The 13,729-nt window shown below is 38.7% G+C and carries 11 protein-coding genes, 8 tRNA genes and 1 rRNA gene; 18 read left to right on the top strand and 2 right to left on the bottom strand.

The annotated features are described in order from the left end of the window. The first annotated feature begins 4 nt into the window (after positions 1-4). The 10 genes from rrf to rocF all read left to right on the top strand — a co-directional run bounded on the left by rrf (position 5) and on the right by rocF (position 2,158). A 5S ribosomal RNA gene (gene rrf / locus M3175_RS21520) occupies positions 5-120 on the top strand. A 17-nt stretch (positions 121-137) separates the two neighbouring features. Then, positions 138-213: transfer RNA gene (locus M3175_RS21515), tRNA-Asn, on the top strand. A gap of 36 nt (positions 214-249) precedes the next feature. After that, positions 250-322, top strand: a tRNA-Thr gene (locus M3175_RS21510). A 24-nt stretch (positions 323-346) separates the two neighbouring features. Then, positions 347-421, top strand: a tRNA-Glu gene (locus M3175_RS21505). A 36-nt stretch (positions 422-457) separates the two neighbouring features. Beyond that, positions 458-530 (top strand) — tRNA-Val (locus M3175_RS21500). A 69-nt stretch (positions 531-599) separates the two neighbouring features. After that, positions 600-675: transfer RNA gene (locus M3175_RS21495), tRNA-Thr, on the top strand. An 18-nt stretch (positions 676-693) separates the two neighbouring features. After that, positions 694-777 (top strand) — tRNA-Tyr (locus M3175_RS21490). A gap of 57 nt (positions 778-834) precedes the next feature. After that, positions 835-906, top strand: a tRNA-Gln gene (locus tag M3175_RS21485). Positions 907-1,036: 130 nt separating this feature from the next. Continuing rightward, a tRNA-Lys gene (locus M3175_RS21480) sits at positions 1,037-1,109 on the top strand. Between the two features lie 152 nt (positions 1,110-1,261). Then, positions 1,262-2,158: an arginase gene (rocF, locus tag M3175_RS21475; RefSeq protein WP_251523431.1), complete on the top strand. Its 897-nt coding sequence runs from the start codon at positions 1,262-1,264 to the stop codon at positions 2,156-2,158. Positions 2,159-2,178: 20 nt separating this feature from the next. Here the strand turns inward: rocF and M3175_RS21470 are convergent, their stop codons facing one another. Then, positions 2,179-2,346 carry an aspartyl-phosphate phosphatase Spo0E family protein gene (locus tag M3175_RS21470; RefSeq protein WP_251523429.1) on the bottom strand — a complete coding sequence of 56 codons (168 nt, stop codon included), beginning with the start codon at positions 2,344-2,346 and terminating at the stop codon, positions 2,179-2,181. 194 nt (positions 2,347-2,540) lie between these two features. Here M3175_RS21470 and sigW point away from each other — a divergent pair, with 194 nt between their 5' ends. The 7 genes from sigW (at position 2,541) to M3175_RS21435 (ending at position 10,561) form a co-directional block, all read left to right on the top strand. Continuing rightward, entirely contained in the window at positions 2,541-3,104 is a 564-nt protein-coding gene (sigW, locus tag M3175_RS21465) for an RNA polymerase sigma factor SigW (protein ID WP_251523427.1), read from the top strand. Positions 3,105-3,120: 16 nt separating this feature from the next. Continuing rightward, positions 3,121-3,741, top strand: a complete 621-nt coding sequence (locus M3175_RS21460) for a zf-HC2 domain-containing protein (RefSeq protein WP_251523425.1) — start codon at positions 3,121-3,123, stop codon at positions 3,739-3,741. Between the two features lie 144 nt (positions 3,742-3,885). Beyond that, positions 3,886-4,713: a diadenylate cyclase CdaA gene (gene cdaA / locus M3175_RS21455; RefSeq protein WP_251523423.1), complete on the top strand. Its 828-nt coding sequence runs from the start codon at positions 3,886-3,888 to the stop codon at positions 4,711-4,713. Beyond that, positions 4,706-5,941: a CdaR family protein gene (locus M3175_RS21450; RefSeq protein WP_251523421.1), complete on the top strand. Its 1,236-nt coding sequence runs from the start codon at positions 4,706-4,708 to the stop codon at positions 5,939-5,941. The genes cdaA and M3175_RS21450 overlap by 8 nt, the downstream gene beginning before the upstream one ends. Before the next feature lie 32 nt (positions 5,942-5,973). Then, positions 5,974-7,320, top strand: coding sequence for a phosphoglucosamine mutase (glmM, locus tag M3175_RS21445; protein ID WP_251523419.1), 1,347 nt, complete (start codon positions 5,974-5,976; stop codon positions 7,318-7,320). 420 nt (positions 7,321-7,740) lie between these two features. Beyond that, positions 7,741-9,543: a glutamine--fructose-6-phosphate transaminase (isomerizing) gene (glmS, locus tag M3175_RS21440; RefSeq protein ID WP_251523417.1), complete on the top strand. Its 1,803-nt coding sequence runs from the start codon at positions 7,741-7,743 to the stop codon at positions 9,541-9,543. A 220-nt stretch (positions 9,544-9,763) separates the two neighbouring features. Further along, on the top strand, positions 9,764-10,561 hold the full coding sequence (locus M3175_RS21435; protein WP_251523415.1) for an HAD family hydrolase: 798 nt from the start codon (positions 9,764-9,766) through the stop codon (positions 10,559-10,561). A 69-nt stretch (positions 10,562-10,630) separates the two neighbouring features. On the opposite strand, the gene M3175_RS21430 is transcribed toward M3175_RS21435, so the two are convergent. Further along, on the bottom strand, positions 10,631-11,542 hold the full coding sequence (locus tag M3175_RS21430) for a ferritin family protein (RefSeq protein ID WP_251523413.1): 912 nt from the start codon (positions 11,540-11,542) through the stop codon (positions 10,631-10,633). A gap of 240 nt (positions 11,543-11,782) precedes the next feature. Here M3175_RS21430 and M3175_RS21425 point away from each other — a divergent pair, with 240 nt between their 5' ends. Next, positions 11,783-13,729 (top strand): CoA-disulfide reductase, encoded by a 1,947-nt coding sequence (locus M3175_RS21425; RefSeq protein WP_251523411.1) that lies wholly within the window; start codon positions 11,783-11,785, stop codon positions 13,727-13,729.

Genomic DNA, 13,729 nt, shown 5'->3' with positions numbered 1-13,729 from the left:
ATAGTCTGGTGGCGATAGCGAAAAGGTCACACCCGTTCCCATACCGAACACGGAAGTTAAGCTTTTCAGCGCCGATGGTAGTTGAGGGTTTCCCTCTGTGAGAGTAGGACGTCGCCAGGCGGTAATGTTTTTATCGTTCCACAGTAGCTCAGTTGGTAGAGCATTCGGCTGTTAACCGAACGGTCGCAGGTTCGAGTCCTGCCTGTGGAGCCATTTTCATAAGACAACCTCTTATGAGCTTTTTGGAATGCTTCCATAGCTCAGCAGGTAGAGCACTTCCATGGTAAGGAAGAGGTCACCGGTTCGAATCCGGTTGGAAGCTCTCTGTTTTATAGTTTAATAGTATGGCCCCTTGGTCAAGCGGTTAAGACACCGCCCTTTCACGGCGGTAACACGGGTTCGAATCCCGTAGGGGTCACCAAGTTTTTTTCACGAAGTGAAAATCACATTCCATTTCGGAGGATTAGCTCAGCTGGGAGAGCACCTGCCTTACAAGCAGGGGGTCGGCGGTTCGATCCCGTCATCCTCCATTAAGAATTTTTTCGCGTGAGTGAAAAATATTCATCCTTAACAAATTAACGAATGAAAAAATAAACTAAGCCGGCGTAGCTCAATTGGTAGAGCAACTGACTTGTAATCAGTAGGTTGGGGGTTCAAGTCCTCTCACCGGCACCATGCTTCATTTAAAATAATGGAGGGGTAGCGAAGTGGCTAAACGCGGCGGACTGTAAATCCGCTCCCTTGGGTTCGGCGGTTCGAATCCGTCCCCCTCCACCATTTACATAGTAAGTCTAAAACTGGACAAACTAAAAATGTCCTTTTTATTTTGTCTTTTGGGCTATAGCCAAGCGGTAAGGCAACGGACTTTGACTCCGTCATGCGTTGGTTCGAATCCAGCTAGCCCAGTCTGAAAAGCGGAAGCAACTTGAATAGGGGCGACAGGTATAAGGCGAAGACCGTAGGAGGTCCTGACCTCTGAAGGGCTTTGACTTATAACCCCGAGCCCCTAGTTGCTGTAGCTAGACACTAATATCTTGAGCCATTAGCTCAGTCGGTAGAGCATCTGACTTTTAATCAGAGGGTCGAAGGTTCGAGTCCTTCATGGCTCATTAAAACCTTAGGAGGTTTCCTAAGGTTTTTTTTGTGCTTTTTTTTCTGAATATTGGATATAAACTGCATATTTATGCGTGATTTTGTCGAGTTGAGTCACAGACATAGAAATGTATACAATAGGAGAGTAGAACAGACAGGGGGTTAGAGGATGAAAAAACTATCTATTATTGGGATGCCAATGGATCTTGGTCAAATGAGACGTGGGGTAGATATGGGGCCAAGTGCCATTAGGTATGCTGGGGTTGTTGAGAGATTACGAAACCTTTTTGATGAAGTTCATGATTTAGGGGATATCCCGATTGGAAGACCAGAGGTTGTGATAGACGAGCAATCCAATCTAAGAAACTTACATCTTGTCGCAGAAAAAAATGAGGCACTATCAAAAGAAGTTGATCAAGCGATCTCTTCAGGAGCATTCCCGCTTGTGCTTGGAGGAGACCACAGTATTGCGATTGGGACACTAGCTGGAGTTTCAAAGCATTACAAAAGTTTGGGCGTAATCTGGTATGACGCACATGGGGACCTGAATACAGCGGAAACATCACCTTCTGGAAATATCCATGGAATGCCGTTGGCTGTAAGTCTGGGAATAGGACATGAGATATTAACAAATGTCGGAGGATATGAACCTAAAATTAAACCTGAAAATATTGTTCTAATAGGTGCTAGAGCACTTGATGATGGAGAAAAAGAGTTAATAAAAGAGATTGGTATAAAAGTATATACAATGCATGAAATCGATCGTTTAGGTATGACAAAGGTGATGGAAGAGACGATAGAGTATTTAAAAGAGAGAACGGATGGGGTACACCTCTCTTTAGACTTAGACGGTCTAGATCCTCATGATGCTCCAGGAGTAGGAACGCCTGTTACTGGTGGTATTAGCTACCGAGAAAGCCACCTTGCCATGGAAATGCTTGCAGAATCGAAACTTATTACATCTGCTGAATTTGTAGAAGTTAATCCAATCTTAGATGATAAAAATAAAACAGCATCTGTTGCTGTAGCATTAATGGGTTCTTTATTTGGCGAAAAGTTATTATAAAAGGATAGCAGCAACTCGCATTAAGGGTTGCTGCTATTTTTCATTAAACGATCGTACATATTTAATAGATTGTCCAACTTTTTACTAAGTTTGATTACATTTTCATTGCTTAATGAAGAGTGAGATGCTTGGCTCACCATTTTTCTTCGATGAGCTTCGATGTCTTTTAGCAGAGATTGCTTATCCATATGAATCACTCCTATTCGTAATGATATAATAACCTCCCTAATTTCTACATTTATACCCAGAGCCTAAATTTTTAAACAATTTACAGTAAATATTTGTTAAAATATGTAGTGGAGAAAAATTTTTTATAGAAATGAAACCTTTTCCGGTATCGATACGTATTATCGAGTAGCCGCATTAGAGCGGAGGTATAGGAATGGAAGCACTGATTAAAAAAAGAATCAAGCAAGTGTTAAAAGGGGACCAAAGTGCATACGGGGAAATCGTTGAGATATATAAGGATAAAGTCTTTCAACTTTGTTATCGAATTCTCGGAAATCGTCATGAAGCAGAGGATATGGCACAAGAGGCATTCATTAGAGCATATATTAACATCTCAAGCTTTAATATTGATTTAAAGTTTTCAACATGGTTATATAGAATTGCAACAAATCTATGTATTGATCGGATTCGTAAGAAAAAACCGGACTATTACCTTGATGCAGAAGTATCTGGTACAGATGGACTGACCATGTATTCTCAAATTGCATCAGATTCGATTCTTCCTGAGGATGAAATAGAGAATCTTGAATTACAAGAGACCATACAACGAGAAATTACTAAGCTGCCAGAAAAATATCGATCTGTGATTGTCTTAAAATATATTGAAGAACTTTCATTAAATGAAATTAGTGAGATTCTTGATATCCCACTAGGCACAGTAAAAACAAGGATACATAGGGGTAGGGAAGCATTACGCCACCAATTAAGAAATGTTTAATGAGAGGTGAAAATCAGTGAAGTGTCCAGATAACATTGTCTTATATATGCATGAATATCTAGATGAGGAAATTGATGAGCATGATGAAGAATTACTAAAAAAGCATTTACAGACATGCCCCAAATGTCAAAGTTATTTTCATGAATTAGAGAAGGCAATTGCCTTAGTGCAGAGTACTTCTCATATACAGGCACCAAGTAATTTTACTGAAAATGTAATGGCTCGACTTCCTAAAGAAAAAAGAAGGGTAAGTGTAAACCGATGGTTCCGACACCATCCTTTGTTGACCGCGGCCTCTCTTTTTATCATATTAATGACAGGCAGTTTATTATCAACTTGGAACAAAGATCATGAGTTTTCAGTAACAAAGCAGCCTAATTTAGTCGTTCATAATAATACCGTTATTGTTCCTGAGGGTGAAGTAATTAAAGGAGATATAACGGTTAGAAACGGTGACCTTCAAATTGAGGGAAAGGTTGAAGGCGATGTAACCGTCATTAACGGAGAAAATTATCTAGCCTCTGCGGGAAATGTTACTGGTGAGATTAAAGAAGTAAATGAAGTGTTTGAATGGATTTGGTACCATGTAAAAAAGACAAGCAAAGAGCTCGTTAGCGTTTTCCAAGATAAAGATTGATTAATTAGTCGCTCGTATAAGAGTGACTAATTTTTTCTTATAAAAAGAGCAAAATTTTTGTCATTTCATTTTTATGTTATAATGAGAAAGTTAAACAAAAATTTTTAGCTTAATGCTTTTAAATATATATTTGGAGGAAGTACAATGTCGATTGCGGATTTCGATGTTCTGAAATACTTATCCATTACCATTGACATTCTCCTAGTTTGGTACGTGATCTATAAGCTAATCATGGTTATAAAAGGTACTAAGGCGGTCCAACTGCTTAAAGGGATATTTGTTATATTAATGGTAACAGTGATCAGTGATTGGTTTAGCTTAAAAACACTGAATTGGATGATGGAACAAATATTGCTTTGGGGAGTTCTTGGAATTATTATTATCTTTCAACCAGAACTTAGAAGAGCACTTGAACAGCTAGGCCGAGGACGTTTCTTCTCTCGAACTGGAGTACAGGAAGAGGAAGAACAGGAAAAAATGGTAGAAGCGATAACGAAGGCAACCGATTATATGGCAAAGCGTCGTATCGGTGCGTTAATGTCAATTGAAAGAGAAACAGGTATGGGAGATTACATAGAGACTGGGATCGGCTTACAAGCGAAAATCTCCTCAGAGTTATTAATTAATATATTTATACCGAATACACCGCTTCATGATGGTGCTGTTATCATTCAAAAGAATATGATTGCCGCTGCTGCCTGTTATCTACCGTTATCTGAGAGTCCTTTTATTTCTAAAGAATTAGGAACAAGGCACAGAGCGGCTCTGGGAATTAGTGAAGTGACTGATAGTGTAACAGTGATTGTGTCTGAAGAAACAGGGGCAATCTCACTTACCAAAAATGGAGAACTTCACCGTGACTTGAAGCTTGAACAATTTAAACAAATGTTAGCTAATGAATTTATTACTCCAATGAAGCCGAAGCAAGCCTCCACACCTCGATGGAATTGGAGGGGAAAAAAGAATGGATAATTTAATTGATAAACTAATTGATAATCGATGGTTTATTAGGGTTGTTGCATTGCTCTTAGCTTTTTTGCTCTTCATATACGTGTACGACGGAGAAGATTTAGCTATTAATGTGCCACAGGATCAAGAAACGGAAACAATCACAGACGTTCCTGTGAAGAGTTATTATGATACGGAAAATCTTGTCGTTAGCGGAGTGCCAAGTACCGTAACAATCAAGTTAAGTGGGCCTAAAAATCTCTTGCAGCAAGCAAAGACTTCTCGATCATTTGAGGTGTATGTAGATTTATCAGAGGCAGAGATCGGCACACAACGTGTACCAATTGAAATTAGAGATGTGTCCGACAGATTAACAGTGGAAATTGAACCGGATTATGCTAATGTATCCATACAGGAGAAGGTAACACAGGAATTTAAGGTGGAGCCCGAATATAATACTAGTTTGGTTTCAGATGGGTATACCGCTGAACAGGCGGTTGTTAAGCCTAACAAAGTTAAAATTACCGGTGCGAAAGATGTGATCGAAAAAATCACTTATGTCAAAGCAACGATAGATTTAGAAGGAAAAATTGAAGATACTGTAACGAAGGAAGCAAAAATATTAGTATTGGATCAAGACCTTAATAAGCTTGATGTCATTCTTGAACAAGATACAGTAGAGGTAACTATACCGGTAAAGGCGTCTAGTAAAGAAGTTCCAATAAAAATTGTTGAAAAGGGAACTCCCCCCAGTGGGGTAACAATTGACTCGATTAATTTAGCTCAATCGCAAGCCACGATACTTGCTAAAGCGGATATATTAGACAAGACAGAATCTGTACGTGTGGAGATAGATGTTAGCTCAATAAATGATGATACGACTCTAACTCTCCCAGTCATAATATCTGAAGGCATTGTTAAAGTGGATCCAGAGACTGTTCAAGTGACCATTAAGGTTAGTCGGGAAGAGGATGTTACGTTTTCAAATATACCGATTAAAGCAAATGGGTTAGCTGCCGACTTAAATTTGTCATACAGAGAACCTCTTGATGGGACGGTATCAATTACTGCAACGGGTGAGAGCAGTATAATAGGTTCCTTAAAAGAAAGTGACTTTAGTGTCATCCTTAATTTAGCTGGACTAGGTGAAGGAGAACATAGTGTCGATTTGAACGTCACGGGTCCAACAAACATTAATTGGACGATTAACCAACAAAAAGCAAAAATTTCGATTACAAAACGAGAAGCATAGATGCACAACAATTATTAAGGAGAGATCTTTTAATGGGTAAATATTTCGGTACTGATGGGGTGCGAGGAGTAGCAAACAGTGAGCTAACTCCAGAATTAGCATTTAAACTAGGACGTTTTGGTGGGTATGTTTTAACAAAGGATAAAGAACGTCCAAAGGTGATCATTGGACGTGATACTCGTATTTCAGGACATATGCTTGAAGGAGCACTTGTTGCAGGCCTTTTATCTATAGGTGCAGAGGTAATGCGCTTAGGAGTGATTTCGACACCTGGAGTGGCTTACTTAACAAAAGCACTTGGAGCACAAGCTGGAGTGATGATTTCAGCTTCTCATAACCCGGTAGCTGATAATGGAATTAAGTTTTTTGGACCAGATGGCTTTAAGCTTTCTGATGAGCAAGAACTTGAGATTGAAGGGTTAATGGATCTAGAAAAAGATGAATTGCCTAGACCAGTAGGTTCAGACTTAGGACAAGTTAATGATTATTTTGAAGGTGGACAAAAGTATCTACAATACTTAAAACAAACGGTTGATGAAGATTTTACGGGAATACATATTGCTCTAGATTGTGCTCACGGTGCTACTTCTTCACTTGCTACACATTTATTTGCTGACTTAGATGCTGATCTTTCAACAATGGGAGCATCTCCAAATGGACTAAACATCAATGAAGGTGTTGGGTCCACACATCCTGAAGCACTTTCAGCTTTTGTTAAGGAAAAAGGAGCGGATGTGGGGCTTTCTTTTGATGGTGATGGAGATCGATTAATTGCGATTGATGAAAATGGAGACATCGTTGACGGAGATCAGATTATGTATATTTGTGCGAAGTCCATGAAGGAGCAAGGAAGACTTAAGCACAATACCGTTGTTTCTACTGTGATGAGTAATCTTGGATTTTATAAAGGCTTGGAAGGACACGGAGTTGAAAGTGTTCAAACAGCAGTAGGTGACCGTTATGTGGTTGAAGAAATGAAAAAGACAGGCTACAACTTAGGTGGAGAACAGTCAGGACATATCATTTTCCTTGACTACAATACGACTGGAGATGGATTGCTAACAGGCCTGCAACTAGCAAATATTATGAAAATCACGAAGAAGACACTTTCGGAACTAGCAGGGGAAATGAAAAAATTCCCTCAAAAGCTAGTGAACATCCGTGTAACTGATAAATACCATGTGACAGACAATGAAAAAGTAAGTGCTATTATTTCAGCGGTAGAGGCAGAAATGAACGGTGACGGACGTATTCTTGTTCGACCTTCAGGTACAGAGCCACTTGTCCGTGTCATGGCAGAAGCGCCAACAGAGGAGCTTTGTGAGTCTTACGTAAGTCGCATAGCAGCCGTTGTTCAGGAGGAAATGGGACTTAATTAATATTATGCATGAGGGGAACGTTTACAACCCCTCATGCATATTTTTTATATATGGGATGTCTTATGTCGCATAGTTTTTTGTTGACGTAGGCCTATCCATATTGTATGATTATCCTGATTTTGTAAAGAAGAAAGAAGGAGGATAGTGGTAAAAACATATGGAAACTTAAAGCGCCTGAACTAGCTGATGGACGAAGAGCGGCTAGTTGACGAGGAGGAGGTTTATCGATATTTCGGCGGATGCCTCCCGATTGTTAAGCACAATCGTATGCTTTTTCTAAAAATCATTGGGGTAACCTGGTGGACAAAGGGAAAAAGAATGCTTAAATCAATAAATGCTAACAATAAATATCACAGAGACTAGGGGGCAAGTCTGCCCTCGTTAGCAACTTGCCTCCGTAAATTAGGAGGAATTACACTTATGTGTGGAATCGTTGGATATATCGGAAATAATGACTCAAAGGAAATATTGTTAAAAGGGCTAGAAAAGCTTGAATATAGAGGTTATGATTCTGCTGGTATTGCAGTAATGAATGATACAGGAGTTCATGTTTTTAAGGAAAAGGGACGCATTGCCGACTTACGTGAAATTGTCGACTTAGGTGTAATGGCAAATACGGGAATTGGTCACACTCGCTGGGCAACACATGGGGTTCCAAGCAAAGTGAATGCTCATCCGCATCAAAGTTCTACGAATCGTTTAACACTTGTTCATAATGGAGTTATTGAGAACTATGACTTGTTAAAGAAAGAGTATCTACAAAATGTTCACTTTGAGAGTGACACAGATACGGAAGTTATCGTTCAATTAATTGATTTATTCGTGAGTGAAGGTCTTGAAGTAGAAGCTGCATTTCGTAAAACATTGAAACTTTTGAAGGGTTCATATGCCCTTGCATTGCTTGACTCTCAAAACAATGAGACGATTTTTGTTGCGAAAAACAAAAGTCCTCTTCTAGTTGGTCTTGGAGAAGGGTTCAATGTAGTGGCTAGTGATGCAATGGCGATGCTTCAAGTTACTAACCAATATGTAGAACTAATGGATAAAGAAGTAGTAATTGTTACGAAAGATAAAGTAACCATTCAAAATCTTGAAGGTGAAACCATTACTCGTGCACCTTATACAGCAGAGCTTGATGCAAGTGATATTGAAAAAGGCACATACCCTCACTATATGCTGAAGGAAATTGATGAGCAGCCAGCTGTTATTCGTAAAATCATTCAACAGTACCAAAATGATGCAGGTCGTCTTGTGATTGACCAAGACATCGTAGATGCAGTGGATCAATCTGATCGAGTATATATCATTGCGGCAGGAACTTCTTACCACGCTGGACTTGTTGGGAAGCAGTTAATTGAAAAAATTGCTCAAATCCCAGTTGAGGTTCATATTGCGAGTGAGTTTGCTTATAACACACCTTTATTATCAGCAAATCCACTATTTATCTTTATTTCTCAAAGTGGTGAGACTGCAGACAGCCGTCAGGTACTAGTTCATGTGAAGAAACTTGGTTATAAGACGTTAACGGTCACGAATGTACCAGGTTCAACATTGTCACGTGAAGCGGACTATACACTGCTACTTCATGCTGGTCCAGAGATTGCGGTTGCATCTACAAAAGCATACACAGCACAAATTGCTGTTTTGTCTATCCTGTCAGAAGTAATTGCGAAAAAACGAGGCCTTGAAGTGAGCTTCGATTTAATTCATGAGCTAGGAATTGTAGCAAATGCCATCGAGGTACTTTGTGATTCTAAAGATGAGTTTGAAGCTATTGCACGTGAGTATTTAGCAACGACAAGAAATGCATTCTTTATTGGTCGCGGAATCGACTTCTATGTAGTTCTTGAAGCTTCCCTAAAGCTAAAAGAAATCTCTTATATTCAAGCAGAGGGCTTTGCAGGTGGAGAATTAAAGCATGGAACCATTGCTTTAATTGAAGATGGTACGCCAATCATTGCTCTAGCAACTCAAGAAAGTGTAAACCTAAGCATTCGCGGAAATGTGAAAGAGGTAGTGGCTCGTGGAGCAAACCCATGTATCATTTCTATGAAAGGCTTAGAAATGGAAGAAGATCGATTCGTTATTCCAGAAGTACACGAAATTTTAACACCTTTAGTCTCTGTCATTCCAACCCAGCTGATTGCTTATTATGCAGCACTACACCGTGAGTGTGACGTAGATAAGCCAAGAAACCTTGCAAAATCAGTAACGGTTGAGTAATAGCATGTCTGGTAAGGCACAATCCTTTAAAGGATTGTGTCTTTTTATCGTCCTAATATGTAACGTAGTGTGACATCGTTGTAACGTTTATCTTTCATCATTATTAATATCTGTTTAACCCATTTTTAATCTCTATAAGGACTCATATGATATATTATAAATACCACTTATTAAAGTAGTTTAATAAGTTCTGCGAATCAGAAGTGGTGGAGGAATCATAATGATTAAATTGGTGTTAACTGATATGGATGGAACGTTCTTGAATAATCAAGGTGATTTTAATAGAGAGCTGTACAAGGATGTTAAAAAGATAATGAAAGAAAAAGGAGTAGTATTTGCTCCTGTTACTGGTAAGCAATGTGAACGGGTAGAAGAGTTATTTGGTGAGGATACCAAAGATTTATGGATTCTAGGTGATAGTGCCACTCGAATTAAACATAATGGAGAATTTGTTTATGAATCTCTGTTAAGTAATAAACTAGGTTTAGCGATTATCCGTTTACTGGAGGAAATTAATATAGAACATACAATTATTGCTTGTACCAGAAATGGTGCGGTGATAAAAGATAATATCCCTCAAGAGGAAGCAGCAATTGTCAGAAGATCTTATGCGCATGTAAGACAAGTATCTGATTTTAATGAACTAACAGAGGAATTTGTTAAAATCACGATTCACGACCCTTTGTTAAGATGTATGGAAACCAGAGAAAAACTAGCTCCATTTTTTGAGTCAGCCTATATTGTAGCATCTGAAGCAGCATGGATCGACATTGCCAATGTGAATGTTCATAAAGGTACTACGGTTGAACACTTACAGCGCTTATTGAATGTGACCCCAGAAGAAACGATGGCATTCGGTGATGGATACAATGATTTAGAACTAATGGCTCGAGCTACCTATAGTTTTGCTGTCAGAAATGCTGTTCAAGAGTTAAAAGATGCGGCTAATTTTATCACACGTTCCAATGAAGAGGACGCTGTGATGAAAACGATTATTAAGATATTATCTTTGCAATGATGAAGGAAGGACAAAAAAGTCGGATAATGGTTCCAACTTTTTTGTCCTGAAAATTTTCATCTTTGTGTATTAACTACTTCTTTCAAGCCCTCTTTCAAATGCCGCAAGATGATTTTTGGAAGCATTGCGTAATTGAGTGAACACCATTCTAATATCATTTGGAAGTTCAAATGCTAGGAACTTTTCATACATAGCTATATTGTCAACTTCTGCTTCCACACTAGCTGCAAAAGCAGACTTTACATTTCCTGGAGTTTTCACGAATGATGGTGATATGTCCTCTAGATTTGAAACTTGGTATTTCTCGAAGAGAGGTAAAAGGGCATAGATATGTCTTAATTCTGCTTCTTTGATTTGTGCAAATGTACGTATGTCTCCAAAAGTTTGGAGAACATTTTTATACCTAGATTGAGCTAAGTGTTCATCTTGAAGTGCATAGGTTAACATTTGGGAAATGGTTAAACTGGTATCATTTAATGCACCTTTAGCTCCGTAATTAGTAGGCTGGCGACTGGCGGTTGGCACTATTTGTTTATTGAATAAAAAGTATAAAAACCATACGGCGTGATTTTGCTCATCAGCGGAAGCACGGCGAAAAGTCTCTTTAATCACAGGATTATGTGACTTATTTGCAATGTCTAGGTAAAAGTCGACCGTTTCTTGTTCATCTCTAAAAGCAGACTCTACTCCCTCTTTATACTGATCAGGACACTTTTCAATGCTTTCAGCAATAGGTTGTCTGCCCGTTAACTCTCTGTAAATTCTACTGAATTCCTCAAAGTGTCGAATCTCATCTTGACGTATTTCAAGAATCTGATCTTTTTCAAACTGAGTTTTTGCCATTCTAGATAATTGTTCGTAACATCCTATCGCGCCATATTCCCCATTGATCGCCTTTTGAATATCATTTATTAAACTCATGTCAGAAGTATTACGAAGATTAGTATGATAAAAGGGATAATTATAATAGATATACTCCATACTAGCATCCACCCCCCAGGGTAATTTATCAACTTTATCATATGCTCAAATATCGGATAGGTGTCTAAGCGGGAGGTTCAAAGACGATAGGGAGTAATTGTGAAGATAAAGTGAACTTATACCCAAAGGGGTTTACTTTATTTTTTTTATTCTATAATACCCGTATAGGTATTATTGGTTACCTTAATTAGATAATAAAGTTATTTGTCTATATAAAAATAAAATGTTGGGGGAATAGATATGACACAGAAAGTGGTTATAGTAGGCGGAGTAGCTGGTGGAGCAACTGCAGCAGCAAGATTAAGAAGAATTAGTGAGGATGTAGAAATCGTTCTTTTCGAACGTGGGGAGCATATTTCATTTGCGAATTGTGGATTGCCTTATTATATTGGCGAAACAATTAAGGATCGAAGCAAGCTGTTGGTGCAAACCATCGAGGGTATGTCAGAACGCTTTAAGTTAGATATCCGTAACTTAAGTGAAGTACTGAGCATTGATCCGGATAACAAGCGGGTGACCATAAAGAACCTTCAAAATGGGGAAGTTTATGAAGAGTCCTTTGATAAGTTACTATTATCTCCTGGGGCAAGACCAATTGTACCACCAATTCCAGGGCTAAAGGAAAATGAGACATTATTCACATTAAGAAATATTCCGGATACAGATAAAATAAAAACCTATGTAGATACCGTACAACCTAAAAAGGCGGTTGTTATTGGTGGTGGATTTATAGGTATTGAAATGGCAGAAAACCTTGTAGATCGAGGGATGGAAGTAACACTTATTGAAATGGCCAATCAAATTATGGCACCAATTGATTTTGAAATGGCGAGTATTTTACACACTCATTTAAAAGAAAAAGGAGTTCACCTCATTCTAGAAAATGGGGTAAAAGCGTTCGAAGAGCGAGGAAAGAAAATCATCCTCTCTGATGGTTTGGAAATTTATACAGAAATGACCATTCTATCGATCGGTGTCATTCCTGAAAATGAGTTGGCCAAAACAGCTGGTCTTGAATTAGGACAGAGTGGAGGTATTATGGTGAATGAGTATCTTCAAACGTCAAATGAGGATATTTACGCAGTGGGTGATGCCGTAGAGGTAGTAGATTATATTAGTCGCACAAAGGCAATGATCCCACTTGCTGGTCCTGCAAACCGTCAAGGGCGAATGGCTGCTAATAATATCATGGGTAAAAAAGAGAATTACCAAGGAACGATGGGTACTTCTATTGCAAAGGTGTTTGATTTAACCGTTGCTGTAACTGGGAACAATGAAAAAACACTAAAACGGTTAGGGGTATCATACGAAGTTGTGCATATCCACCCAAGCTCACATGCTGGCTACTATCCAGGAGCTGCACCACTGTCTCTAAAATTGATTTTTGACAAGGAAACAGGAAAAATCTTTGGTGCACAAGCGGTTGGATCAGATGGGGTAGATAAGCGAATGGACGTGATTGCTACAGCAATTAAGGGTGGATTAACCGTTGAAGACTTAACAAACTTAGAATTGTCATACGCTCCACCGTATTCAACTGCTAAAGATCCAGTCAATATGGCTGGTTATGTGGCAACCAATATTATGGATGGTGAATTGGAACATATTCAGTGGCATGAGGTAGACCAAATCGTTGCTGAAGGTGGCTTACTAATTGATGTCCGTGAACCAATGGAACGTGAATTTGGCTATATTGAAGGTTCAATTAATATTTCACTAAATGAAATCAGAAATAAACTAGATGAAATTCCTAAAGATCAAACCATATATGTTAGCTGTCAGGTAGGATTAAGAGGGTATTTAGCAAGCCGTATTCTAAAAAATAACGGATACAAAGTAAAGAATGTTGATGGTGGCTGGAAGACCTATTCGTCCGTATTTGGAAGCAACATAGCCAACCAAGTGGAAACAAAAACAAACGACCTGGGAGAAGCGATTATTGAAGAAACTACCAATGAGTTACAAGTGGATTCATTGGTTGATGTTAGTGGTTTAACCTGTCCAATGCCTATCGTAAAATTGAAAAAAGGAATAGAGGTATTAGGCAGTGGCCAAGTGCTAGAGCTTCATGTAACGGATAAAGGAGCATTAAACGATTTACCTGCTTGGTCAAAAAATGCTGGACACACCATCCTAAAAACGGAGCAAGATGATAAGCTAATTAAGTTTTGGATCAAAAAGAAATAA

The sequence above is a fragment of the Robertmurraya korlensis genome (assembly GCF_023715225.1).
Lineage (GTDB): Bacteria > Bacillota > Bacilli > Bacillales > Cytobacillaceae > Robertmurraya_A.
Note: the sequence above shows the minus strand (reverse complement) of the source record. Positions and strands in the feature narration are given on the sequence as shown.

Coding starts and splice junctions, on each gene's coding strand:
- sigW (WP_251523427.1), top strand. CDS start 2,541: ATGGAAGCACTGATTAAAAAAAGAATCAAGCAAGTGTTAAAAGGGGAC.
- M3175_RS21470 (WP_251523429.1), bottom strand. CDS start 2,346: ATGGATAAGCAATCTCTGCTAAAAGACATCGAAGCTCATCGAAGAAAA.
- cdaA (WP_251523423.1), top strand. CDS start 3,886: ATGTCGATTGCGGATTTCGATGTTCTGAAATACTTATCCATTACCATT.
- M3175_RS21425 (WP_251523411.1), top strand. CDS start 11,783: ATGACACAGAAAGTGGTTATAGTAGGCGGAGTAGCTGGTGGAGCAACT.
- M3175_RS21450 (WP_251523421.1), top strand. CDS start 4,706: ATGGATAATTTAATTGATAAACTAATTGATAATCGATGGTTTATTAGG.
- M3175_RS21435 (WP_251523415.1), top strand. CDS start 9,764: ATGATTAAATTGGTGTTAACTGATATGGATGGAACGTTCTTGAATAAT.
- M3175_RS21430 (WP_251523413.1), bottom strand. CDS start 11,542: ATGGAGTATATCTATTATAATTATCCCTTTTATCATACTAATCTTCGT.
- glmS (WP_251523417.1), top strand. CDS start 7,741: ATGTGTGGAATCGTTGGATATATCGGAAATAATGACTCAAAGGAAATA.
- glmM (WP_251523419.1), top strand. CDS start 5,974: ATGGGTAAATATTTCGGTACTGATGGGGTGCGAGGAGTAGCAAACAGT.
- rocF (WP_251523431.1), top strand. CDS start 1,262: ATGAAAAAACTATCTATTATTGGGATGCCAATGGATCTTGGTCAAATG.